Raw genomic sequence first — 25063 nt, 5'->3', positions numbered from 1 at the left:
GGAATGCGTGACACAATACGTTTCCTGAAGGATGGCGAGATCGTCGAGCTTTCCGAGGTGCGGCCTACGGAAACAGTGCTAGACTATCTGCGACTGAGAGCGAGACAGACCGGAACCAAGGAAGGCTGCGGCGAAGGCGACTGCGGTGCTTGCACGGTGGCTGTGGGACGGCTGGTTGCCGGCAAATTGACCTATCAACCGGTCAACAGCTGCATTCAGCTTCTCGCCATGATTGATGGCGCCGAACTCGTCACCGTCGAAGACCTGAATTCTGACGGCCGACTTCACCCTGTTCAAAAGGCGATGGCGGAGCTGAATGGCTCGCAGTGCGGTTTCTGCACGCCCGGCTTTGTCATGAGCCTTTTCACGCTCTATCACGCCGAAGGTCAGGCGCGCAGCCGCAAGGCCGTGACGGAATGGATCGCAGGGAATCTTTGCCGATGCACGGGCTATCGCCCGATCGTTGACGCTGCTCTTGAGAGCTGCTTCGAGAGTGCGGATGACGCTTTTGCCTGGCGCGCCAATGAAACCCGCGAAAAACTGCGCGAGCTCGCCGACAGCCGGGATATCTACATTGGCCATGGCGACGGCTTTGTGGCGTCTCCTGCAACGCTTGACGGACTGGCTGCGCTTTACGCGCAGAACCCGGACGCGACGATCGTCGCGGGCGCCACCGATGTCGGGCTGTGGATCACGAAGCATCTCAAGGATCTACCGAAGGTCATCTGGCTTGGGCGCATCGAAGGACTGGACCGGGTTGAGGAAACGCCGTCAGGGGTTCTGATGGGCGCAACAGCGACCTACCAGACAGCCGAGGCGGCGATGACGCGGATTTCACCGGATCTTGGCGAGCTCTGGAAGCGGATCGGATCCAAACAAGTGCGTGCGTCCGGCACGGTCGGAGGCAACATCGCAAACGGTTCTCCGATCGGAGATACGCCGCCGGCGCTGATCGTGCTCGGAACGACGCTGGAGCTGCAGTCAAAGGACGATTCGCGCACCTTGCCACTCGAAGACTATTTTCTCGACTATGGCAAGCAGGACCGGAAAACAGGTGAATTTGTGACCGGGCTCTTTGTTCCCCGGCCGGCACCTAACCAGATCTTCCGCTGTTACAAGATTTCAAAGCGCTTCGATCAGGACATTTCATCGGTGATGGGCGCCTTTCTCTTCACTGTCATGGACCAGAAGATCACTGAGGCGAGGATCGCCTTCGGCGGAATGGCGGCAACGCCAACGCGCGCTCCCGGCGCCGAAACATCTCTCATTGGAGCGTCCCTTGAGGATCCCGCCACATGGGCTGCGGCCATGAAGGCCCTGATGAGCGACTACACACCCATGAGCGACATGAGGGCAGGGGCGGAGTACCGGATGGAGACCGCGAGAGCGCTCCTCGCAAAGGCTCTCATGGAGGCAAGCGGCACGGCAGCTGCCCAACTGCGCCTGCGCGTCCCGGCCATGGAGGCCGCCGAATGACGGACCAAAGCGCGCTCCCGGAAACGCCTGCGAACATGCGTCATGTGCACAAGCCGCTGAATCATGACAGTGCCGTCAAGCACGTGCGGGGAACGGCGACCTATATCGATGACATGCCGGAACCCATCGGCACGTTGCACGTGGTGCCGGGCTGGGCGCGCCAGGTCGTGCGCGGCAAGCTCACCTCGATCGATCTGGACGCCGTCCGCAAGGCACCGGGCGTGGTCAAGGTTCTGACTGCCGACGATATTCCCGGCGTCAATGACTGCTCGGCAGCCATGGGCGATGATCCGGTTCTGGCAACCGATGAAATCCTCTTTTACGGACAGGTGGTCTTCGCGGTTATCGCGTCCTCACGCGAGGCCGGGCGCAAGGCAGCACTTCTGGCCAGGATCGAAGCGCAACCAACCACCCCGATCATCACCGCGGAGGACGCTGTCGCGGCTGATATCACGGTGCTGCCGGACTACCAGTTTCGGCGCGGCTCTCCAGAAACGGGCATGACGGCAGCCGAAAACGTTCTTTCCGGCGTCTTTCAGATCGGTGGCCAGGAGCATTTCTATCTGGAAGGCCAGGTCGCCATGGCCAGTCCCCAGGAAGATGGCGGGGTGATGGTCTACACCTCGACCCAGCATCCGACGGAAGTCCAGCATACGGTTGCCAAGGTCCTCGGTATTCCTGATGCGCTCGTTGTGGCGGAAGTGCGCCGCATGGGAGGCGGTTTCGGTGGCAAGGAATCCCAGGCCAATCAATGGGCGAGCCTCGCAGCCCTGGCCGCGGCCGCGACGGGAGAGACCTGCAAGCTCCGTCTCGACCGCGACGACGACATGATCATGACCGGCAAGCGCCATGACTTTCGGGTGGAATGGCAGATCGGGCACGACAGCCAGGGGCGCATTCGCGCCGTCGATCTCAACTTCCTCGCGCGTTGCGGCTATTCGGCGGATCTGTCTCTGGGCGTCAATGATCGCACCATGTTCCACGCTGACAGCAGCTACTTCTATCCGGACGCGGTCATACGCAGCCGGCGTCTGAAAACAGACACCTGCTCCAACACGGCCTTTCGCGGGTTCGGCGGGCCACAGGGCATGCTGACCGCCGAACGGATGATTGATGCAATCGCCATCACCGTTGGCAAGGATCCGCTGGAAATCCGCCAGTTGAATTTCTATGACGCCGAGCACAATCTGACACCTTACGGGATGCCGGTCGAAGAGCATGAGGTCATGCATGATCTCTTCGGACAGCTGGTCGAGAGTTCAGACTATTGGGCGAGGCGCGACGAGGTTCGCGACTTCAACAGTCACAATGCAGTCTTGAAGAAAGGCCTGGCCCTGACGCCGGTCAAATTCGGCATCTCCTTCACACTGAAGCACCTCAATCAGGCGGGCGCCTTGGTCCATCTCTACACCGATGGTTCGGTTCATCTGAACCATGGGGGCACGGAAATGGGGCAGGGGCTTTACCAGAAAGTGGCGCAGGTTGTGGCCGATGAATTCGGCATCACAATCGACAAGGTCCGCATCACCGCAACGAACACGTCCAAGGTCCCCAATACCGGCCCGACGGCCGCCTCATCGGGAACCGATCTCAACGCCATGGCGGCCAGGAATGCGGCCAGGGTCATCAAGGATCGGCTGATTGATTTCCTCTGCAAGACGCATCAGTGCGGGGCTGAGGCCATTGCCTTTCAGGACAACAAGGTCTTTGTCGGAGAACAGCAATTTTCATTGGCCCAGGTCGCGAAACAAGCGCATCTGGCGCGGATCCATCTCTCCGATGCCGGCTTTTATGCCACGCCGAACATCACCTGGGATCGCGACAGCGCTGGCGGCCGGCCATTCTTCTATTTTGCCTATGGCGCCGCCTGCGCCGAAGTGACGATAGATACGATGACCGGCGAGATGACCGTTGATCGCGTCGATCTGCTGCATGATGTCGGGCACTCGCTGAACCCTGCGATCGACATCGGCCAGATCGAAGGCGGCTTCGTCCAGGGCATGGGTTGGCTGACCACCGAAGAGCTTGTCTGGGATGAGCAGGGGCGCCTGCGCACCCACGCGCCATCGACCTACAAGATCCCGGCAGCCTCCGACATTCCAGAGGATTTCAACGTCGCGCTTTACCAATCCAGGGGCAATCCGCAGGACACGATCTATCGCTCCAAAGCGGTTGGAGAACCGCCTGTGATGCTGGCAAATGCGGTGTTCTGCGCGATCACCGATGCGGTGGCCAGTCTCAATCCGGGTGTCGTGCCGGACCTTGACGCGCCTGCAACGCCAGAGGCGATCATGAAGGCGGTACGCAGTATCCGCCGGGCGCAGGCAGGGTCAAGAGGTGCTGCTGAATGAGCGTCTGGTCCCACATCGCTGACATTCTGCAGGCCGGGCAAGACTGCGCGCTGGTGACGATCGCGAGCGCTGCCGGATCGACGCCACGCGAGGCGGGTGCACGCATGGTGGTTCGTCAGGACGGCAGCTTTCACGGCACCATCGGCGGCGGCACCCTGGAATTTCAGGCTATCAAATGGGCGACTGCGGCACTCGAAGAGGGGAAGGCAGGCCTGTCGATCAGAACGTTCTCTCTCGGTCCGGACCTGGGGCAGTGTTGTGGTGGACGCGTGGATGTCGCGGTGGAAGTTCAATCGGCGGCGCAAGTCCTGAGTGCTCAACATCTTGCAAGTCTCGAGGCCGAAGGCGCGGCTTTCGCGACACAGGCGACCATCTCGGACGATTGTCCTGTTACGCGTCAGGTTCTGCCAACAGTGCCCGACGAGCCGTTTCACCTAGAGGCGAACACCTTGTTGACCGAGATATTTGGTCAGGATCGCAGAACGCTTTACCTGTTTGGCGCAGGCCATGTCGCCCGCGCGCTTGTCCTCGCACTGGCGAACCTGCCTTTCCGCATCATCTGGACCGACAGCCGTGCTGATGCCTTCCCAGCTGCGGTGCCGTCAAACGTCACCAAGGTTTGCAACGCGTCGCCGGAAACCATTCTTCAAGATGCTGAGCACGATGCATTCGTTCTGGTCATGACGCATTCGCATGCTCTGGATGAGGCCATTGTCTCTGCCGCCTTGGCGAAAGGACAGTTTTCCTATGTGGGCGTCATTGGCAGCGCAACGAAGCGGGCAAGGTTCGAAAAGCGGTTGCGCGCGCGCGGCATTTCGCCGGTGGCCGTCTCCGGGTTGGTCTGCCCCATAGGCACCAGCATGATAGCATCGAAGTCGCCTGCTGCGATTGCCGCTGGCGTTGCCGTGGAGCTTGTCGTTGCAGATGAGGCTGCGCGGGCCGCTGTTTCAACAGGACTTGCACAAGTCTCGGTTTCTGGACGATAAGTCGGCGAATGGTTGGGGGAATGAAGCCATTGGCGGAAAATGAAAAAAAGAGCGGCGACACTGCTCAAACGGATCGGCGGGCAAGCGGCGATGTGCTTCTCGATGGCAAGAGCCTGACCAAGCGCTTCGGTGAAATTCTTGCCAATGACCGGGTTGATCTGCGTATCAACAAGGGCGAAATCCATGCACTGCTTGGCGAAAATGGGGCAGGCAAGTCGACGCTTGTGAAGATGTTCTATGGCGCACTTGAGCCCGATGCTGGCGAGATTATTTGGCAGGGAAAGCCTGTGCAGATCGACAACCCAGCCGCTGCACGCGCGCTCGGCATCGGCATGGTTTTCCAGCATTTCTCTCTTTTTGAAGCTTTGACGGTTGTCGAAAATATCGCGCTCGCCCTGCCTGAGCCGGGCAATATGAAAGCGCTCGCCAAGCGCATCGAAAGCATCTCGAGCGAATACGGCCTGCCGCTCAATCCGCAGGACATTGTCGCCGACCTTCCAGTCGGCATTCGTCAGCGCATCGAAATCGTTCGGTGCCTGCTTCAGGAACCGGCACTGATCATCATGGATGAGCCGACGTCGGTGCTTACCCCGCAAGAAGCCGATCGTCTGTTCAAGACGCTTGAGCGTCTGGCCAGTGAAGGTTGCGCTGTCCTCTATATTTCGCATCGCCTGGAGGAGGTGAAGAGGATCTGTCACCACGCGACGATCCTGCGCCATGGAAAGGTTGTCGGCGAGTGCGATCCTTCAAAGGAAACGCCCTCGAGCCTCGCCAACATGATGGTCGGCTCAGAAGTGATCGGTGTGTCCCACAGCGGAAAGGCGCCGGAACTCGGCCCCGCTCGCTTGAGAGTGGCCGACTTGAGCGCGCCGGCTCGAAACCCCTTTGCCACCACCTTGAATGACCTCAACCTCGCTGTTCATGCAGGTGAGGTTGTTGCCATCGCCGGTGTCGCCGGAAACGGGCAGGGCGAGCTTTTTGATGCATTGTCCGGTGAGGTGCGGGTTACGCCTGAGATGATCTACATCGACGGTCAGGCGTGCGGCGCGAAAAGCATCAACTGGCGCCGCCAGCAAAATGCGGCTTTTGTACCCGAAGAACGCCTCGGTCATGGCGCTGTTCCTGGCATGACTTTGACGAATAATATCGTCCTGACCCGCCACGGCACCAATGACGGGCTGGTTTCGGCCGGTTTCGTGTCTGAGGGGCAATCCGGCGAGCTCGAGCAAAAGGTCAAGACGCACTTCGACGTTCGGATGTCCCATGACAATCCGGAGGCACGTTCGCTGTCCGGCGGCAATCTTCAAAAGTTCGTCGTCGGGCGAGAACTGGATCGAAAGCCTGGTGTCCTGGTGGTCAACCAGCCGACCTGGGGGGTCGATGCGGGTGCTGCGGCGCTGATCCGGCAATCACTGATCGATTTGGCGCGATCCGGATCCGCTGTTCTGGTGATCAGCCAGGATCTCGACGAGATTTTCGAAATCGCCGACCGCATCGCGGTGATTTCCAGAGGCTTCCTGTCTGAGGCAGAAGCTGCCTCCGGGATGACGCGCGAGCGGGTCGGTCTGTTGATGGCCGGCAGCGCCGAGCGGTCTCAAGGCAATGACAGGAAGGCAGTGTAATGCGGATCGAACTGGTCAAACGCACGGAACACAGCCGCCTGATGGCAGTTTTGTCGCCCGTCATCGCTGTCTTTCTGACGCTGATCGCCGCTGCGATCCTGTTCCAGCTGTCAGGTAAAGATCCCCTTTTGGGTCTCTTCACGTTTTTCATTGAGCCTTTGACGGACACATGGTCTCTGCAAGAGTTGATTGTGAAGGCAACTCCGCTTGTCCTGATCGCTTGCGGCCTGGCGGTGTGCTATCTCTCCAACAACTGGAACATTGGCGCTGAAGGGCAGTTTGTTTTCGGGGCGCTTTGCGGGTCGTTCATCCCGATTGTCTTTCCGGATTTCGAGACGGTTCTGACCTTGCCGCTGATGCTTCTTCTGGGAGCGCTTGGGGGCGCTGCTTGGGGCCTGATCCCAGCAATTTTGAAAACCCGTTTCAACACCAACGAGATCCTGACCAGCCTGATGCTGGTCTATGTGGCCAGCCTCATCCTGGACTATCTGGTCCGTGGCCCCTGGCGCGATCCGGACGGCTATAACTTCCCTGAATCGCGCCTGTTCACTGACGCGGCAACGCTTCCAGTCATAGGCGATGGCCGCATGAGCATTGCCGCGCCAATTGCCGTGGTCGTGGTTATCGTGCTGACCATAGTGCTAGCGAAGACTCTCAAAGGCTTCGAAATCCGGGTCATGGGCGAAAGCCCGCGGGCGGGCAGCTTTGCAGGCTTCTCCAAAAAGCGTCTGACACTCTTTGCCTTTGCGCTCGCGGGAGGGCTGGCAGGACTGGCCGGAACCATGGAGGTGTCCGGCTCGCTCGGACAGCTGCTGCCGACGATCTCGCCAGGCTACGGCTTCACGGCCATCATTGTTGCCTTCCTAGGCCGTTTGAACCCGGCAGCCATCCTGATCGCGGGCCTCGTTTTGGCGCTGTCCTACATTGGCGGCGAAGGTGTGCAAGCCTCAATGGGTGTGTCCGACAAGATCGCCGCCGTGATTCAGGGGCTTCTGCTGTTCTTCGTGCTCGCCTGCGACACCTTCATCTTGTACCGACCGCGGATCGTGCCGGGTCGCTCTGCAACCGGCTCGGAGATCTGATCATGTTTGAAGCCGTTCTCCTGACCGTGATCACCGCTGCAACACCTCTTCTAATTGCCGCCATTGGCGAGTTGGTGGTCGAACGCTCGGGCGTCCTCAATCTGGGCGTCGAGGGGATGATGATCATGGGGGCCGTGGTGGGCTTTGCCGTCGCCAACCAGACCGGTTCCGGCACTCTGGGAGTGCTTGCTGCCATCGTCGCGGGCATGGGCATGGCGCTGATATTCGGCTTTCTCGTGCTCAGCCTCGTCACCAATCAGGTGGCGACCGGCCTGGCGCTGACGATCCTGGGTCTTGGCGTGTCCGGCATGATCGGGGAGGCCTACATTGGCGTTCCGGGGCTGCGACTGCCTGAACTCTACATTCCCGTTCTTTCGGAGCTGCCCCTCATCGGACCGGTGTTCTTTCAGCAGGATGCGGTCGTCTATCTTGGCTTTGCCCTTGTCGCGCTCGTAGCCTTTGTGCTCTTCCGGACCCGGACCGGGCTCATCCTGCGCGCGGTCGGCGACAATCACGGGTCAGCGCATGCGCTCGGCTATTCCGTCATCAAGGTACGGTATTTGGCGGTGCTCTTCGGCGGCGGCTGCGCCGGGCTTGCCGGCGCCTATATGTCCCTGGCATACACGCCCCAGTGGGTGGAGAACATGACCGCGGGACGCGGCTGGATCGCGCTGGCGCTTGTGGTCTTCGCTTCCTGGCTGCCGTTCCGCGTTATTGCCGGGGCCTACCTGTTTGGCGCGGTCACCGTGCTGACCTTCCATGCCCAGGCACAGGGCATTGGTGTGCCATCTCAATTGCTGTCCAGCTTGCCGTATATTGCCACCATTGCAGTCCTCGTGCTCATCTCGGCAAATCGCAGGCTGACGCTTGTCAATACGCCGGCCTGCCTCGGCAAGCCGTTCGTTCCGGACCGATAGGCACGCTGCCAGTCGGTCCAAAAGGCCGGGATCGTTGCGATGCGGTTCCGGTAAGATCCATGAGCATCGCATGAAACCAATAATCCTGAGGGGATTTGGATTATGAAAAACATCATGAAAGCGACAGTCGCAGCTGTTGCCTTTGCAGCGGCCTCCTCCGCGGCATCTGCAGCAGACCTCAAAGCCTGTTTCGTCTACATCGGCCCTGTCGGCGATTTCGGCTGGACCTATCAGCACGACCAGGGCCGTTTGGACGTTGTCGAAAAGTTCGGCGACCGGGTCGAAACCGCATATCTGGAGAATGTTCCGGAAGGTCCGGATTCCGAGCGTGCCATCGAGCGCTTCGCCCGTGATGGCTGCAACATCATCTTCACGACCTCCTTCGGCTACATGAACCCGACGCTCAAGGTCGCCAAGAAGTACCCGGATGTCATGTTCGAGCATGCGACTGGTTACAAGACCGCCGATAACGTTGCCACCTACAACTCGAAGTTCCATGAAGGCCGCTACATCATCGGCCAGGTCGCCGGCAAGATGTCCAAGACCGGCACTGCGGGCTACATCGGGTCCTTCCCGATTCCGGAAGTTGTGTCCGGCATCAATGCCTTCCTCCTTGGTGCGCAGTCGATCAACCCGGACTTCAAGGTGAAGGTGGTTTGGGTCAACACATGGTTCGACCCGGGCAAGGAAGCCGACGCAGCCAAGGCGCTGATTGACCAGGGTGCTGACATCATCACCCAGCACACCGACTCCACCGCGCCTTTGCAGGTCGCACAGGAACGCGGCGTTCATGGGTTCGGTCAGGCTTCTGACCAGATCGCCTTTGCAAAAGACGCCCAGTACACCGCGATCATCGATGACTGGGGCCCCTATTACATCGAACGCGTTCAGGCGGCCCTCGACGGCACCTGGGAAAGCGCGCAGACCTGGCACGGGCTGAAGGAAGGCCACGTTGCCATGGCGCCTTACACCAACCTGCCGGACGACGTCATTGCAATGGCAAAGGAAACCGAAGCCAAGATCGTTGGCGGCTGGGAACCTTTCACCGGCCCGCTGACCAAGCAGGATGGCACGGAAGCCGCTGCTGATGGTGTGCGTCTTGATGACGGCGCTATTCTCGGCATGAACTGGTACGTGAAGGGCGTTGACGACAAGCTGCCTCAGTAAGGCGCCTTACGTCGACCTCAAAAACCGCACCCGGGCCTGTCCCGGGTGCGACCTGATCTTTTTAAAAATGGACGCGCTACGATGACCCTTGCCTTTGCAATGGACTGGCTCAACTTGCTTTTTCGTTGGGCCCACCTGATCGTCGGGATCGGTTGGATCGGCACGTCCTTCTATTTCATCGCGCTTGACCTTTCCCTGCGTAAACGGACCGACATGAAAGAAGGCGTTGCGGGAACCGCCTGGGAGGTTCATGGCGGGGGCTTTTATCATGTCGAGAAATATCTGGTCGCCCCTAAGGAGCTGCCGGAAGACCTGATCTGGTACAAGTGGGAGGCTTATCTCACCTGGGTGACGGGCTTCGCCCTGCTAGTGGTTCAGTACTATTTCAACGCGACGTCCTACCTGATTGACCCGAACGTACTCACCATGACACCAGGAGAGGCGATCCTGATCTCGGTGGTGTCTCTGGTCGCGGGCTGGCTGATCTATGATCGGCTGTGCAAGTCGCCGATCGGACGCAATGTTCCGCTCCTTGCCACCTGCCTTTTCGTTTTGATCCTGGCCGCATCCTACCTCTTCACCCACGTGTTTTCCGGCCGTGGTGCCCTGATCCACGTGGGCGCCTTTGTCGGAACCATCATGGCGGTGAATGTTTTCGGCATCATCATCCCGAATCAGAAAAAGATCACGGCAAGTCTGCTCGCCGGCGAAGCGCCAAATCCAGCGCTCGGCGCCATGGGAAAGCAGCGCTCGGTTCACAACAACTATCTGACGATCCCGGTCCTCTTGATGATGGTGTCCAACCATTATCCAATGCTGACCGGCCATCCCCAGTCCTGGCTCCTTGTCGCGTTGATACTCGTGATCGGTGGCATGGTGCGCCATTTCCTCAATCGACATGACGCTGGCGATCCGTTTGCCAAGTTCTGGTGGTCGCTACCCGTAGCAGCGGTCGGGCTTGTCATCGCAATCATCATGACCGCCCCGAAGGACTACAGTGGCGGCGCTGCAGTTGCCGATGCTGAAGTCATTGCCATCGCACGGACCCATTGCGCCAGCTGCCACGCGGCTGTTCCCACCCATGAAGCATTCGACGAAGCGCCCAAGGAAATCCATCTGGAAAGCCTCGGGGATCTTCAGCGTTACGCGGATCAGATCATGGCCCAGGCGGTGCAATCAGATGCAATGCCGCTGGGGAATGAAACCGGCATGACGGATACGGAACGTGCTACGCTCGGAACCTGGATCAGCCAGTTGAAGTGAGGCGCATGATGATATCCATCGGTACCATCAATGAAATGAGCCAGACAGAATTCGTCGAAGCCTTTGGCGATGTGGCCGAGCACAGTCCCTGGGTCGCGGAAGGCGCTTTCTCGCAAGGCGCATTTGCAACCCGCGAGGACCTGATCGTCGCGTTTGAGACGACGATGCTGGATGCGCCGAAGAAACGTCAGCTCGACCTTGTGCGCGCCCATCCGGACCTTGCCGGCAAGGCCGCCATTGCAGGCGATATGGCGGAAGATTCCAAACGTGAGCAGAGCGGGGCAGGGCTGGACACCTTGTCACCTGACGAATTTGCCCGTTTCACCGACCTGAACGATCGGTATCAGCAACGTTTCGGCTTCCCCTTCATCTTTGCCGTCAAGGGGGCGGACAAACACATGATCCTGCATGCCTTTGAGCAGAGGGTCGACAACGCTCCGGAACAGGAATTCACTGCGGCGCTCGCACAAATTGCCCGCATTTTCCGGTTCAGGCTTGAGGACCGTGTCGCCGAGAGCTGATGTCGGCGCTCGCTCGAATTTACAAAGCCGCTAAGTGCCTGAGCCAGGCAGATCGAAATCCCCAGAAACCGCATTTCAAAGCCGGCAAGCGCAGACTGGCGATCAAGAGCCGGTGAAGTTCTTTCCTGTCTACGGCTCGGTCCGCAAACCGGCTTGGGTCAGTGTGCCCGATACCCATTTCACGTTTTGATTGAAGTCTTTGGCCTGTTTGCATTGCCGATCCCGGCTTCGATAAAAAAATGCGAAACGCCAAAGTTTTCTGGCTGTACAAATATGTAACGTTATAACATACTGATTGATTGAAGGCTGGTCCATTCGCTTGACCGCTCGCCGCAAACGCAACTTCAAGCCAAGTGGAACACAAACAATGAAGTGCTTTTCCGTCGCTCTGGCGCTCGCCGCAATCACCAGCGCCGCCGCCGCGCAGAGCTTTCCACTTACCCTGGAAAATTGCGGCCACGAGGTGACATTCGAAAGCGCCCCGGAAAGTGTGGTCACCATCGGACAAGCCACCACCGAGGCGATGTATCTGCTTGGGCTTGCCAACAAGGTAAGCGGAACGGCCGTCTGGTTCACGGACGTATTGCCAGAGTTTGCCGATGCCAATGCCGAGATTGAACGTCTCGCAGACAATACGCCGAGCTTCGAGGCCGTTCTGAACAAGCGCCCCGGCCTCGTTGCGTCTCAATATGAGTGGTATGTCGGCTCAAAGGGCTCCGTGGGAACGCGTGAACAGTTCCATGATCTCAGCGTCCCGACCTACATCTGGCCAGCTGATTGCGTTGGGAAAGACAACACCGTGGGTGTCGACGGGACTCGCGAAGAGCTGATTTCGACCGAGGTCATCTACAGGGGGCTGACGGAGCTTTCGCAGATTTTCGGTGTGCCTGAGGCCGGCAAGGAGGCCGTTGCGAAGCTCAAGGCAAGAGAAGAGGCGGCCATTGAGCGCGCGAGCGCCCTGAAGCTTGAAGACGTGTCCGCGATGTTCTGGTTTTCGAGCTCGAAAATGGACGCAGATCCCTACGTTGCGGGCGCAAAAGGCGCGCCTGGCTACATCATGGCGAAGTTGGGGGTAGAGAACGTAGTCACCTCAAGCGAGGAATGGCCGACCGTAGGCTGGGAAACGCTGGCGAAGGCAAATCCGACCTACATCGTCCTGGCTGATCTGCAGCGACGGAAATTCCCGGCGGACTCGATTGAAGCCAAGATAGAGTTTCTCCAAACAGATCCCGTTGCCAGCCAGATGGACGCTGTGAAAAACGGCAGGGTCCTTATTCTCGAGGCCCATGCCATGGACGCGACGGTTCGTACGGTTTCCGGTTTGGAACTGCTTGCTGAAGTCATGGAAAAGCAGGCCGCATCCCAGTGAACAGATTGACCTTCGGCGGGCTCGCGCCCGCCGTTTCGCTTTTTGGAGCCATGGTAATTTTGCTCGCGGCGGTTGGCTCGGCTCTTGTGATCGGCGAAACCGTTATCCCATTGCCGACAATCTGGAATGTGCTGAAATTGGAGTTCGGCTATTCCGCGCCTGAGGTCAATCCGATTGACCATGGCATTCTTTGGAGCTACCGGCTCCCGCGTGCCATCCTGGCGATGGCCTGTGGCGCATCACTGGCGCTAAGCGGGGTCGTTCTGCAAGCGCTTTTGCGCAACCCCTTGAGCGATCCCTATATTCTGGGTTTGTCGGCCGGCGCCTCAACGGGTGCAGTCAGTGTCGCGATCCTTGGTTTTGGGGCAGGCGTCCTCTCCTTGTCTGGTGGAGCCTTTATCGGCGCCTTGATGGCTTTTGGGTTTGTCGCCTTTCTTGCCCGCATGGCGAAAGGTGAGGGAGCAGGCGCGACATCAAGCCTTGCACTCTTGCTGGCTGGCGTGGCGGGCGCCCAGCTGTTTCATGCATTGACGGCTCTTATCATCGCAAAGTCTGCCGACGCCAATCAGGCGCGGGCAATCATTTTTTGGATGATGGGCAACCTGTCCGGCAGCAGATGGCAAGACGTCTATCTCGCTGTACCGGTCACAATGCTCGGTCTGGGCGTTATCTTCGGCCACTTTCGTGCCCTTGACGCAATGACTTTTGGCCGGGAGGCCGCACAATCCATGGGTATTAGAACCAGTGCCGTGATGACGATTCTCATTGGTACGACAGCACTGTTGACGGCAATCATGGTCTCACTTTCCGGTGCCATAGGATTTGTTGGCCTTGTTGTCCCTCATGCTGCGCGGTTTCTGGTTGGCGTGCGCCATGTCGTTTTGATCCCTGCGGCGGCGCTGGCAGGCGGCGTCTTTCTCATTATGGCCGACATCGTTTCCCGCGTGCTTATTCCCGGTCAAACGTTGCCAATAGGGGTGGTGACCGCCCTCGTCGGCGCGCCGGCCTTTGCCGTCATTCTGGTTCGGAGTTCCCGTGCGCATTCTGGTTGAAGACATCTCCCTGTCCATTCAGGGAAAGCCGATCCTTCAGGACGTCTCGCTGGATATTGCGTCCGGCCAGTCTTTGGCGCTCATCGGACCAAACGGCTCGGGAAAATCCACCTTGCTGCGCGTGATGGCCGGACATATTTGCGCCGATCAAGGACAGGTGACGATCGGCAAAGACCGGTTGTGTGATCTATCTCCCAGGAATCTGGCACAGCGGTTGGGTTTTGTCTCTCAGGAGGCCGGCACGACGGATGCAATTGCCGTCGAAGATGCGGTCAAGCTTGGACGTACCCCTTGGCTTTCGCTTTTGTCGCCCTTTCGAGGGGAGGACAGCCGGATTGTTGAGACCGCCATGTCCGAAATGGCGATCAGCGCCTATGGCAAGAAGCAATTCAACACGCTCTCCGGTGGCGAAAAGCAAAGAGTGCATATCGCACGCGTACTCGCCCAAACGCCACAAATCTTCCTGCTGGATGAGCCAACCAATCATCTGGACATCCGACACCAGATAGCGATCATCGACTGGGTGATCCGCCAGAAATCGACAGTGGCTATGGCGGTTCACGATCTCAATCACGCCTTTGCCTGCGACCGCGTTGCGGTATTGCATGGAGGGAAACTGGTCGCTTTCGGCGAACCCAGTGAGGTGCTGGTGCCTGACGTGATCGAGACGGTCTTTCAGGTCGCTGTACATCCGAATTTTGCCGCACAGCTCAATCGCCCGGTTCTGGCGTTCTCAAAGTCGGCGGCGGCGCAATAGGCAGCACTAAGGGGCCTGAGGCTGCTCAGTATTTAAATGCTGCGCGGGCCATAGATGAATCTGATTGGCGCAACGAGCATCCATCCACCAACACCGAGCATCGTCGCCCAGGCACTGCAATTTCTAAATACGGGTCTTTGGGGCTGCTTCGCGATCTGAATCGCCCGAATTAGGTTCCCCTTTGGGTTCTATCAGAAGCACTTTCACCTCACTCTCAGCCCTTGGTCGATGAACAACGCCCTTTGGAACGATTAACAACTCGCCTGCCTTAACGGTCCGTGATGTTTCCCCTTCGATGTCCATCTGCATCTCACCTTCCAACACATAGAAAAAATCATCTGTGGTTTCGTGTTTATGAAATGGGTACTCGCCGACAAACTTGACCACCATGACCTCATTGTCGTTGTAGTCCGCGATCACATGAGGGTCCCAATGAGTTGAAAAATGCGTCAGCTTTTCGTCAAGACTGATGGATTTCATAGTTGATTTCCTTCTTGTTGTTACGAATGTGCTTTCGAAGTCCTCAGGAGATTTCCGATCGAAAACGAACGACGATACGGCAGCCTAAGATCACACAACCTCACACCGGGTCTTGAACGATCGTGCGCAAATGATTGGGTGGCGACAGCCCCTTGGCAGGCCGGCATTCATAGGATTGAGGCCTATTTCTCTGGTGAGGCTTATGCCCCACATCGCCACGACACCTACGCCATCGGGTACACAATCAAAGGCGTGCAGAGCTTCGATTATCGTGGCGGGCGTTCCGATAGCGTTGCGGGAAAGGTGATTGTTCTACACCCTGACGAGATTCATACAGGCGAAGCCGGAACGGAAGATGGGTTCCACTACCGGATGCTGTATATTGAACCATCGTTGATCCGCGGCGCCTTAGGGGCAACGGCAAGCGCACTTCCATTTTTGCGGGATGCGGTTCTGACGGACCCGTGTTTGATGCGTGCGATCCATGCTGCGTTCAATGATATGGACAGATCGCTCGAAGCGGTTGCGATGGACGAGCTGGCCGTATTGATAGCGGACGGGTTGCTTGCAAACGACAAGTCTGCGCAGCGAACAAAAGGGTCGTTGATTGACCAGAAAGCGACAAACCTTGCGCGGGAATATCTCGACGAAAATCTTGATCGAATAGTCGATTCCGAACAGCTTGAGCAGGTTACGGGACTGGATCGGTATTCGCTGGCTCGTCGATTTAGAAAGGCGTTCGGAACCAGCCCATACAGGCATTTGACGATGCGTCGATTGGATCGGGTTCGGGCTGACATTGCAACTGGTGCAACTTTAGTCGACGCCGCCATGAAGCAAGGGTTTAGCGACCAATCGCATATGACACGGCGATTTAAGGCGAGCTACGGAGTTTCTCCAGGTCATTGGCAACGCCTTCTGCATTCTTCTTAAGAAGAAATCCGTCGAAACCGGTATACACCCATGGTGCTAGAAGCAAGCTCGCGTCGATGTTCAAAAAAGCGAGTTGGTTGCTCGGTTAAAGCCATCTGTTCTGGCAACGCAAATTTTAATGGAAAATGGCGGAGGGGGTGGGATTCGAACCCACGGAACGCTTGCACGCTCGGCGGTTTTCAAGACCGCTGCAATCGACCACTCTGCCACCCCTCCGGCAGCTCACCCCGTTTCCAGCTTTCAGACAGACTTGTCAAGTGGCCTTGAGAACCAGCTTCAAACTGTCTTTGGAAAACGGGTTTTGAGGTGATGTGCACCGCGTATAAGAGCGACCGCCGATCCGATGTCGTGGGCAGGGTGTGGATCGGCGGTCGAAATCTGGATTGGAAATCCAGCTGCTGCAGGAAGCGTGTGGGCAACCGCCCCGGCAACTGAGTGAAGACTAGGAGGCGAGAGGCGCTCCGACTGTGATCGATGTCACATCTGGGACGATAGGCTGTGGGAGAGGAGAGACAACTCGCGCACTAACCTGACGCAACGAACGCCTTCCGGTGGACGAATCTCTTGATTGAGATGCTTAAACTCGACGCGTTCTTCAGGATGGGTTAAGAAAGATCCGCTTTAAGTGATCTTCATGCGCCTCGGCGGGGGCTGGGCGCAAGGGTGGCACAAGGTTGGTCTGCATGGACCGCCTGGGTCATCCAGTTGAGTTTACGAGTAAACAATCGCGTGTGCACGGGGCCGCCGGCGCGTAGTGAGTAGGACGGCAGGATGCAGGGGATGGGCGATCTGCGCAGCGCTTTGGCTGCGGACGACCGATCAAGTTGCGCGTGGGGCAGGGACCATGTCTCGCCCGGCGCGAGTGCTGAGCTGCGCACCGTACCTAGACGATTGTCTCCGGAAAATGGATTTAAAGTGTTTCGCAACGTCCTTCTTGTCGTCGCTGCTGCCGGCTTTCTGGCTGCCTGTGGATCAACCCCGTCACCAGAACCCAAGGCAAAGTTCAGCCCCAAGAAATATGGCGTGAAGGGAAGCCCGAAGGTCGTGGCCGCTGGCAAGCCCGTGCCAAAGGGCGGCGGTCGCTACGTGGTTGGCAAGAAGTACAAGATCGCCGGCAAATGGTACTATCCGAAGCACGAACCGAACTACAAGAAGACGGGTTTGGCATCCTGGTATGGTCCGACCTTCCACGGCAGGAAGACTGCGAATGGCGAAATCTTCGATCGTAACGGACTGACCGCTGCCCACACGACCATGCCGCTTCCCTCCTATGCCCGTGTGACCAACGTTTCCAATGGCAAGTCCATGATCGTTCGCGTCAACGACCGCGGACCGTTCCACGGCAACCGGGTGATTGACCTGTCCGAACGCGTCGCGACCATGCTCGGAACCAAGGATCAGGGCGTCGGTAAGGTAAAAGTCGAATACATGGGCAAGGCCAGGATCGATGGCCAGGACGAGAGCTATCTTCTGGCCTCCTTCAGCGGACCAGGCTCAGTTGCTCCGGGCGGCACGGTCCCCGGCACGCTCTTCGCCAGCGCAGAGCCTGTGGCTCCGGTGTTCGGGCCAGCGCCCGCGCCGGCTCCGCGTCCTTATGGAACAACAACGGTCCTCGCGTCCGCGGGCAGCCCTGCGACACCGAACTATCGTGTCGCTTTCGATCCGGCGATCGCGTTTGAAACCAGCACCTCCACAATCCAGGTGGCATCGGCCAATACCTTTACCGGAGCGCCAAACGATCCGGCGCCGGCCGCCTATGCTGAGCCTGTGACAGCGCCAGCCGAAGGCGTCCTTGGCGTTCTGCGCGTGCCTGCTCCAGGCACGCCGCGGACACTGGTTTCCGGCAGCGCCATTTCTTCCTTCGCAGCCAAATCGCGCATTGACGCTGCTTATGGCGTGTTGAGCACCCAGTCCTCCCAAGGCATGGCCCTGAAACTTCTCGCAAAAGCCCAAGCCGACGGCTGACAAATAGCTCTTGCCTTGAACCCTGGTTCGGGCGACCTTTTTGGCAGGTTTTGAATCAGCCGCCAGGGAAACGGGAGCGATGACTGTAATGATGCCGCAAGCTTTGCGCCGCGTTTCATTCAGGATGCCTTTAATCCGTATTTTCGCCGCCGCTCTCTTTAGCTGCACGGCCCTGGCTACAACCACGTTTGCATTTGCAGAAACGCTCGCGACCCGCGCGCCGATTGCCTTTCTCTCCGCCCCTGAAAACGGAACAGTTCTTTTTGCCAAGGATGCGGACAAGGCTTTTGGTCCCGGCTCGCTGGTCAAGGTGATGACAGCCGCAACGGTCTTCGAGGCGCTCGCCACCGAGGATGTGCGAGAAGAAAGCCTTTGCAAGGTGTCCGAACATGCTTGGCGAACAGGCGGTGCGCCCTCACGCGGGGCGACGATGTTTGCCGCGATCAAGTCCGAGATCGCCGTGGAAGACCTGCTCGCCGGTCTGCTGGTCCACAATGCAAATGATGCCGCCATCATCCTTGCCGAATGCCTTGATGGATCAGAGGAAGCCTTCGCACAACGCATGAATGCCTACGCCGAGACGATCGGCATGACATCAAGCCATTTCATCAACCCCACCGGCTTTGCGCCAGACGAAGGGCAACCGGACGCCAAGACAACGGCGCGCGATCTGGCCGGACTGGCAACGGTCATTTTGGACAAACACGCAGACCATTACGGCCTGTTTGCCCAGCCGGAATTCACCTGGAACAAGATCTATCAGCGCAACAAGAACCCGCTTCTTGGCGAAATCCGGCAGCTCGACGGACTTGGCGCTGGACAATCTTCGGATGGCCATGCGGGCCTCGCTTCGGTTGAGCGCAACGGCCGTCGTGTAATCGCAGTCGTTGCCGGTCTATCCAGTGACAAAAACCGGCTAACCGCCATGCGTGAGGTCGTTGAAGGTGCCTGGGACTACTTCCAGGTTCAGACCCTCTTCCAGCGCGGCGATGAAATAGCTCAGGCGCGTGTTTTCGGCGGGCGCGAGTCTTACGTGCCGCTCCAGGCAGCATCAGATGTTGATGTGCTCCTGCCTCTCGGCGGAACGCTGGACTATAGGCTCAGGGTTGTTTATTCGGGTCCCTTGGCGGCTCCCGTTAAGGCTGGAGACATCGTCGGTGAGCTGCGTGTTGTGGGCAAGGACGGGATCGTACACCGGACAAAGCTGGCGACGGCCTCGGCTGTCGAGCCGGGAGACACCACGGAGCGGGCACTGGACGGCCTGAGTGAACTACTCTTCGGCTGGTTCTAAGCGCGATGTCAGCGCCTGTGAAGATGACTGCAAGCATGGGTCAGGGAGACCAGATTTGAAAGGCCGTTTCATCACCTTTGAAGGCGGGGAAGGGGCTGGCAAATCCACCCAGATCCAACGGCTGAAGGAGCGCCTCTCCAAGCTTGGCCTGAGCATCGTCGTGACCAGGGAACCGGGTGGCTCGCCTGGTGCAGAGAAGATCAGAACCATGCTCCTGTCCGGCGATGCAAAGGATCTCGGACCGCGCGGCGAAGCAATGCTCTTTGCCGCCGCTCGTGCAGACCACGTCGACAGCACCATTGAGCCTGCTCTTGTGCGTGGTGAGTGGGTGCTGTGCGATCGGTTTGCAGACTCCACGCGGGTTTATCAGGGTGAAGCCGGGGTGGATCCTGCCTATCTTGATCTGCTCGAAACGGCCGCGGTTGCGGGCATGCGCCCTGATCTCACCATTTTGATCGACATTCCCGCCGATGTTGGGCTTGCCCGGGTCAAAACCCGCTCGGAAACGGTCTCGACCGGTGGTCCGGATCGGTTTGAGATCGATGATGTGGGTGTTCATGAACGCCGCCGTGCACTCTTTCTGGACCTGGCGCGCCGGGAGCCCGCGCGCTTTGCGGTGATTGACGGCCGCCAGGACACGGAGGCGGTTGAAAAGGCGATCTGGGCCGCGGTCCAGAATCACTTTGCCGAGTTGGGCACGAATGATCGCGGCTCGGACGAAACGGTAGGCGAAAACGTGGGGGCGCAAGCGCATGGCCAGAGCGCCTGAAATCAAGGACACGCCGGAAGTTGATGCGCTGCCAGGTCTTCCGCTGCCACGTGAGCGCGGGCTCCTTGTCGGTCACCAGGAAACCGAACGCCAATTGCTCGACGCCTACAGGTCCGAGCGCTTGCATCACGCGTGGATCCTCGGCGGGCCCAAGGGCATCGGCAAGGCAACGCTGGCCTTCCGGTTCGCCCGCTTTGCCATTGCCAATCCAGACCGCTTTGGGACCGCCGTTGCGGCCGCGCAGGATCTTTCCCTGCCGGAGGATCACCCGGTCTTTCGACAAGTTGCGTCCGGGGCCAACCCCAACATTTTGCATTTGCGCCGTCCTTGGGACGAAAAAAGCAAACGGTTCAAGACTGAGCTCCCGGTGGATGAGATCCGCAAGACCGTTTCCTTTTTCGGCACCACCGCATCAAGTTCGGCGTGGCGGGTCTGCATCGTGGATGCGGCTGATGACATGAACATCAGTTCTGCCAACGCGCTCCTCAAAATTCTTGAGGAGCCGCCCGCTCAATGCCTCTTCCTAGTCCTGTCCCACGCGCCTGGCAGATTGCTGCCGACCATCCGCTCTCGGTGCCGGCGGATAGACATGCAGCCGCTGGGCAAAGACGAGATTGTCAATGGGCTAAGAGGTCTCAGTCCGGATGACTTGCCCGACGCCAACGGGCTGTCTGCTCTCGTCGGCTTTGCGGATGGAAGTCTGAGATCGGCACTAACGCTATTGTCCGGCGATGGTCTTGCCATCAACAAGGGCTTCATTTCTCTTGCAGAAAAAGCGCCCGAGGTTGATGTAATCGCACTTCATGGTCTCGGTGATCTTGTTGCTGCACGAGGCCAACGTGACAATTGGGAAAGTTTCCTCCATATCGCGCGGCAATGGCTTCACGGGCGCATGAAGGCAGATGCGACGAGCGCGCCCGGGCGGCTTGTCAGCTGGGCCGACTTGTGGGAAAAGATGAACCGCGCGGCGGCCGATACCGATGCGCTCAATCTCGACAGAAAACAGGTAGTCCTTGACGTGTTCCGGAACCTTTCAAAGGTCATGCGAATGCCCGCCTGATCCATCGCCGACACCGGCGGCTTCGGTTCAAGCCATATCCGCAATTGGAGTTCATCTCCCTTCCTTTCAGACACTTCGGGCAAATCAATCAAGAGCGTCATGACCGACCGACAAAGCTATTACATCACGACCGCCATTTCCTATCCGAACGGTGCGCCGCACATCGGCCACGCCTATGAAGCGATTGCCACAGACGCCATGGCGCGCTTCCAACGGCTCGATGGCAAGGATGTGTACTTCCTGACCGGCACGGACGTGCATGGACAGAAGATGCTGCAAACGGCACAGAAGGAAGGCATCACGGCGGCTGAACTCGCGGACCGCAACTCTGACCGGTTTGAAGCGATGGTCGAGGCCCTTGGCTGCACCAACACCGACTTCATCCGCACCAGCCAGGAGCGCCATCACAAGGCGAGCCAGGAAATCTGGCGCCGTATGGCCGCCAACGGCGACATCTACAAGGACAGCTACTCCGGTTGGTATTCCGTCCGCGATGAGGCCTACTATCAGGAAAGTGAAACGGAAGTCCGGGACGACGGTGTCCGCTATGGACCTCAGGGCACGCCCGTCGAATGGGTGGAAGAGGAAAGCTACTTCTTCAAGCTGTCTGAATATGAAGACAGGCTCCTGGCGCTCTATGACGATCAACCCGACTTCATCGGTCCAAATGAGCGCCGCAATGAGGTGGTCAGCTTCGTCAAGGGCGGTCTCAAGGACCTGTCCATTTCGCGAACCACTTTTGATTGGGGCGTGCCGGTTCCAGGCGACGAAAAGCATGTCATGTACGTCTGGGTTGACGCCCTGACGAATTATATCACCGGTCTCGGCTTTCCCGACGAAACCGATCCGCTTTGGAAATATTGGCCTGCTGATGCCCATATCATCGGCAAGGACATCATCCGCTTCCATGCCGTCTATTGGCCAGCGTTTTTGATGTCCGCTGGCCTGGAATTGCCCAAGCGCGTCTTTGCCCATGGCTTCTTGTTCAACAAGGGCGAGAAGATGTCCAAGTCCATCGGCAATGTGATCGACCCGTTCAACCTGATTGAGGCCTATGGTCTTGACCAGACTCGTTATTTCTTCCTGCGCGAAGTGCCTTTCGGCAAGGACGGCAACTACAGCCACGAGGCGATCGTCAACCGGATCAACGCGGATCTCGCCAATGATCTCGGCAATCTGGCGCAACGCTCCCTGTCGATGATTGCCAAGAACTGTGATCACAAATTGCCGGCTCCAGGCGCCTTCACCGAAGAGGACAAGGCGATCCTTGGTCAGGCTGACGCCATGCTCGAGATTTGCCGCAGCGCTTTCGCTAAGCAGGAAATCCATGCCGGCCTTGCTTGCGTCTGGGACTGTGTCGCTGAAGCCAACCGCTATTTTGCCGCTCAAGAACCCTGGGCGCTGAAGAAGACCGATCCCGAGCGCATGGGAACAGTCCTTTATGTGACGGCCGAGGTCGTGCGTCAGGTTTCCATCCTGGCACAACCCGTCACGCCGACAGCTGCCGCGAAGCTTCTCGACAATCTCTCCCTGAGCGAGGACGAGCGCGACTTTGCCAAGCTCGGAGCAGAGCATCGACTGGCGCCTGGCCGTGAAATTCCCAAGCCTGAAGGCGCTTTCCCGCGCTATGTCGAGCCAGAACCCTCTGGCGCGTGAGACGTTGTCACCCTATTTGACTCGCTGTCACTTTTGCCCTGACGAGAAACAACGGACCCCATGCTTGTAGACAGCCATTGCCATCTGGATTTCCCAGATTTTGACGGTGAACGCGACGACTTGATCGCGCGCGCGCGCGAAGCCGGTGTCGACTTGATGGTGACGATCTGCACAAGGGTCCGCAAATTCGATCAGATCAAAGCTGTCGCCGAGCAATACGACAATGTCTTTTGCTCGGTCGGTACGCATCCTCACCAGGCGGGCGAAGAACGCGGCATTCCCGCGTGCGAGATCATCGACCTGGCGCAGCACCCCAAGGTCGTGGCGATCGGAGAAGCCGGTCTCGACTACTTCTACGACAAGGCCCCAAGAGACGCCCAGGCGGAAGGTCTTCGCATTCACATCGAGGTCGCGCGCCAAACCGGCCTGCCGCTCGTGATCCATTCGCGCGATGCGGATGACGACATGGCTGCAATCCTGGAAGAGGAAATGGGGAAGGGGGTTTTCCCCGCACTTCTCCACTGCTTTTCCTCAGGCCGCGACCTTGCGCTGAGGGCCGTTGATCTGGGGCTCTACGTCTCTTTTTCAGGCATCCTGACCTTCAAAAGATCCGAGGACATCAGGGCGATTGCCCGGGACCTTCCAGCTGATCGTCTGTTGGTGGAGACCGACGCACCATATCTTGCGCCGCAGCCACGTCGAGGCAAGCGCAACGAGCCTGCCTACACGGCCATGACCGCGGCGGTCCTTGCCGAAACGCGCGGTATTTCACTGGAAGAAATCGCGGCTCAGACAACGGACAATTTCTTCCGCTTGTTCACCAAAGTGCCCAAGTCGTTTCACACGGGCGAAGGACTGGCATGAGCGATACGCTGACGGTCACAATTCTGGGATGCGGATCGTCTGGCGGCGTACCTCGTATCGGCAATGACTGGGGCGCTTGCGATCCTCTGAACCCGAAGAACAGCCGTCTGCGCTGCTCGTTGCTGGTCGAACGCATATCAACAGCGGGTAAGACGTCAGTCTTGATTGATACGGGCCCGGATCTGCGTCAACAGATGCTCGAGCACAATGTTCAAAATGTCGATGCAGTGCTTTACACCCACGCCCATGCCGATCATCTGCATGGAATTGACGACCTTCGAATGTTCGCCATCCGCTATCGCCGCAAGGTTCCCGTTTACATGGATGAGACGACCCATATCCGTGCACAAAGCGCATTCGGATACTGCTTCACCACGCCCGCAGGCTCGTCCTATCCGCCTATCCTGGAACGCCTTTCGCTTGCCGATCAGGAAACGGTGGCCATCGTCGGCGAGGGCGGACCTATCGAGTTTCTGCCGATTGAGGTCCAGCATGGTGATATCAAATCCCTGGGCTTTCGGTTTGAGAACATTGCTTATCTGCCGGATGTATCAGACATTCCGCTAAGTGCGCGCGGCGGCTTTGAAGACCTTGATGTGTGGATTCTCGACTGCCTTCGCAGCGACCCGCACCCAAGCCATTTCAACCTGGCCGATGCTCTTGCCTGGGCCGATGATCTGAAACCCCGGCAAACGATCCTGACCGATCTCCACAACGATCTGGACTATGAGAAACTGCGGTCAAAGCTGCCAACGTCCGTCATTCCTGCATATGATGGTATGGTCCTGACGCGCACGCTTTGAAGCGTTTAAAAGGCGAAACGCAGGGTCAGGCTATGGCAGAGCGGGAAGACAAAAATGGCGGCAGAGCGACCGGCAAGCGCTACAAGATCCCGACCGAAGAGCGGCTGACACGATCCGCTATCCATTATCTAGATCGTTACAGCTCCTCCGCAGCGAACCTGCAGCGTGTCCTTGAACGCAAGGTGATGCGCGCCGCTCATTTTCACGAACGCGATCCCGCCGAGTTCAATGAGATGATCGAAGCCGTTGTTGCAAAGTGCCAGCGCACTGGAATGGTCAATGATGTCACCTTTGCCGAGACCAAGGTGGCCAGCCAAAGACGGCGTGGCCGATCGCAACGTCAGATCGAAGCCAGGCTGAGATCCAAGGGCGTATCCGGCGAAATCGTGACCCAGGCACTTGAACAAAGCGATACGAGTGATCTCGAAGCCGCCGTCATATTCGCCCGGCGGCGCAGGCTCGGCCCGTGGCGTACGCAAGGCGCACGCGCTGACTATCGTGACAAGGACATGGCCGCGCTCTGCCGCGCTGGCTTCAACTTCGACATGGCCCGCCAGATTGTCGACGGCTCGTCAGAAGACCTGGAGCCGGAAACCTAGGATTCTAGCACATATAATAATATTCCATAATATACATTATGCGCATTGCGTTGGTGGCATGGGAGTGTCTGGTTGGGATA

Annotated in this window: 22 protein-coding genes and 1 tRNA gene; 21 read left to right on the top strand and 2 right to left on the bottom strand. The window is 58.4% G+C overall.

The genetic code is table 11. The features are described 5' to 3' along the window. The first annotated feature begins 3 nt into the window (after positions 1-3). From xdhA to IG617_RS06720, 12 genes are all read left to right on the top strand, one after another. A complete protein-coding gene (gene xdhA / locus IG617_RS06775; protein ID WP_192108437.1) occupies positions 4-1476 on the top strand; it encodes a xanthine dehydrogenase small subunit in 1473 nt (490 codons plus the stop codon). Beyond that, positions 1473-3827: a xanthine dehydrogenase molybdopterin binding subunit gene (xdhB, locus tag IG617_RS06770; RefSeq protein WP_192108436.1), complete on the top strand. Its 2355-nt coding sequence runs from the start codon at positions 1473-1475 to the stop codon at positions 3825-3827. Before xdhA ends, xdhB begins: the two co-directional genes overlap by 4 nt. Further along, complete coding sequence (xdhC, locus tag IG617_RS06765; RefSeq protein ID WP_192108435.1) at positions 3824-4813, top strand: xanthine dehydrogenase accessory protein XdhC; 990 nt, start codon at positions 3824-3826, stop codon at positions 4811-4813. Before xdhB ends, xdhC begins: the two co-directional genes overlap by 4 nt. Positions 4814-4833: 20 nt before the next feature. Continuing rightward, on the top strand, positions 4834-6435 hold the full coding sequence (locus IG617_RS06760) for an ABC transporter ATP-binding protein (RefSeq protein ID WP_192108434.1): 1602 nt from the start codon (positions 4834-4836) through the stop codon (positions 6433-6435). Next, positions 6435-7517: an ABC transporter permease gene (locus tag IG617_RS06755; protein ID WP_192108433.1), complete on the top strand. Its 1083-nt coding sequence runs from the start codon at positions 6435-6437 to the stop codon at positions 7515-7517. Before IG617_RS06760 ends, IG617_RS06755 begins: the two co-directional genes overlap by 1 nt. Before the next feature lie 2 nt (positions 7518-7519). Continuing rightward, the gene (locus IG617_RS06750) at positions 7520-8434 is read left to right on the top strand and encodes an ABC transporter permease (RefSeq protein WP_192108432.1); all 915 of its coding nucleotides are present in this window, start codon (positions 7520-7522) and stop codon (positions 8432-8434) included. A 102-nt stretch (positions 8435-8536) separates the two neighbouring features. Continuing rightward, positions 8537-9601 carry a BMP family ABC transporter substrate-binding protein gene (locus tag IG617_RS06745; protein ID WP_192108431.1) on the top strand — a complete coding sequence of 355 codons (1065 nt, stop codon included), beginning with the start codon at positions 8537-8539 and terminating at the stop codon, positions 9599-9601. A gap of 81 nt (positions 9602-9682) precedes the next feature. Beyond that, positions 9683-10864 carry a urate hydroxylase PuuD gene (locus IG617_RS06740; protein WP_192108430.1) on the top strand — a complete coding sequence of 394 codons (1182 nt, stop codon included), beginning with the start codon at positions 9683-9685 and terminating at the stop codon, positions 10862-10864. A gap of 5 nt (positions 10865-10869) precedes the next feature. After that, positions 10870-11385: a 2-oxo-4-hydroxy-4-carboxy-5-ureidoimidazoline decarboxylase gene (gene uraD / locus IG617_RS06735; protein ID WP_254170454.1), complete on the top strand. Its 516-nt coding sequence runs from the start codon at positions 10870-10872 to the stop codon at positions 11383-11385. 367 nt (positions 11386-11752) lie between these two features. Continuing rightward, complete coding sequence (locus IG617_RS06730) at positions 11753-12754, top strand: ABC transporter substrate-binding protein (RefSeq protein ID WP_192108429.1); 1002 nt, start codon at positions 11753-11755, stop codon at positions 12752-12754. A 50-nt stretch (positions 12755-12804) separates the two neighbouring features. Then, positions 12805-13806: a FecCD family ABC transporter permease gene (locus IG617_RS06725; RefSeq protein WP_192108530.1), complete on the top strand. Its 1002-nt coding sequence runs from the start codon at positions 12805-12807 to the stop codon at positions 13804-13806. Beyond that, positions 13790-14563: an ATP-binding cassette domain-containing protein gene (locus IG617_RS06720; RefSeq protein ID WP_192108428.1), complete on the top strand. Its 774-nt coding sequence runs from the start codon at positions 13790-13792 to the stop codon at positions 14561-14563. Before IG617_RS06725 ends, IG617_RS06720 begins: the two co-directional genes overlap by 17 nt. Positions 14564-14686: 123 nt before the next feature. On the opposite strand, the gene IG617_RS06715 is transcribed toward IG617_RS06720, so the two are convergent. Then, positions 14687-15043, bottom strand: coding sequence for a cupin domain-containing protein (locus IG617_RS06715; RefSeq protein WP_192108427.1), 357 nt, complete (start codon positions 15041-15043; stop codon positions 14687-14689). A gap of 138 nt (positions 15044-15181) precedes the next feature. Between IG617_RS06715 and IG617_RS21880 the strand changes: the two genes are divergently transcribed. Continuing rightward, complete coding sequence (locus tag IG617_RS21880; protein WP_192108426.1) at positions 15182-15976, top strand: AraC family ligand binding domain-containing protein; 795 nt, start codon at positions 15182-15184, stop codon at positions 15974-15976. A gap of 126 nt (positions 15977-16102) precedes the next feature. On the opposite strand, the gene IG617_RS06705 is transcribed toward IG617_RS21880, so the two are convergent. Next, positions 16103-16192: transfer RNA gene (locus IG617_RS06705), tRNA-Ser, on the bottom strand. Positions 16193-16891: 699 nt separating this feature from the next. Here IG617_RS06705 and IG617_RS21785 point away from each other — a divergent pair. The 8 genes from IG617_RS21785 (at position 16892) to IG617_RS06665 (ending at position 24983) form a co-directional block, all read left to right on the top strand. Further along, positions 16892-17941 (top strand): septal ring lytic transglycosylase RlpA family protein, encoded by a 1050-nt coding sequence (locus IG617_RS21785; protein WP_338109944.1) that lies wholly within the window; start codon positions 16892-16894, stop codon positions 17939-17941. Between the two features lie 79 nt (positions 17942-18020). After that, complete coding sequence (locus tag IG617_RS06695) at positions 18021-19232, top strand: D-alanyl-D-alanine carboxypeptidase family protein (protein ID WP_209008295.1); 1212 nt, start codon at positions 18021-18023, stop codon at positions 19230-19232. Between the two features lie 55 nt (positions 19233-19287). After that, positions 19288-20001: a dTMP kinase gene (gene tmk, locus IG617_RS06690; protein ID WP_192108424.1), complete on the top strand. Its 714-nt coding sequence runs from the start codon at positions 19288-19290 to the stop codon at positions 19999-20001. After that, complete coding sequence (locus IG617_RS06685; protein ID WP_192108423.1) at positions 19985-21061, top strand: DNA polymerase III subunit delta'; 1077 nt, start codon at positions 19985-19987, stop codon at positions 21059-21061. The genes tmk and IG617_RS06685 overlap by 17 nt, the downstream gene beginning before the upstream one ends. A 99-nt stretch (positions 21062-21160) precedes the next feature. Beyond that, the gene (gene metG / locus IG617_RS06680) at positions 21161-22717 is read left to right on the top strand and encodes a methionine--tRNA ligase (RefSeq protein ID WP_192108422.1); all 1557 of its coding nucleotides are present in this window, start codon (positions 21161-21163) and stop codon (positions 22715-22717) included. Positions 22718-22777: 60 nt separating this feature from the next. Continuing rightward, the gene (locus IG617_RS06675) at positions 22778-23581 is read left to right on the top strand and encodes a TatD family hydrolase (protein ID WP_192108421.1); all 804 of its coding nucleotides are present in this window, start codon (positions 22778-22780) and stop codon (positions 23579-23581) included. Then, positions 23578-24384 (top strand): MBL fold metallo-hydrolase, encoded by an 807-nt coding sequence (locus tag IG617_RS06670; RefSeq protein ID WP_192108420.1) that lies wholly within the window; start codon positions 23578-23580, stop codon positions 24382-24384. Before IG617_RS06675 ends, IG617_RS06670 begins: the two co-directional genes overlap by 4 nt. A 32-nt stretch (positions 24385-24416) precedes the next feature. Continuing rightward, positions 24417-24983: a regulatory protein RecX gene (locus IG617_RS06665; RefSeq protein WP_192108419.1), complete on the top strand. Its 567-nt coding sequence runs from the start codon at positions 24417-24419 to the stop codon at positions 24981-24983. Positions 24984-25063 lie beyond the last annotated feature (80 nt).

Source organism: Roseibium polysiphoniae, from assembly GCF_014842925.1.
GTDB classification, from domain to species: Bacteria; Pseudomonadota; Alphaproteobacteria; order Rhizobiales; family Stappiaceae; genus Roseibium; species Roseibium polysiphoniae.
The sequence above is the reverse complement of the archived record's forward strand: the minus strand, read 5'-3'. Positions and strand labels throughout refer to the sequence as shown.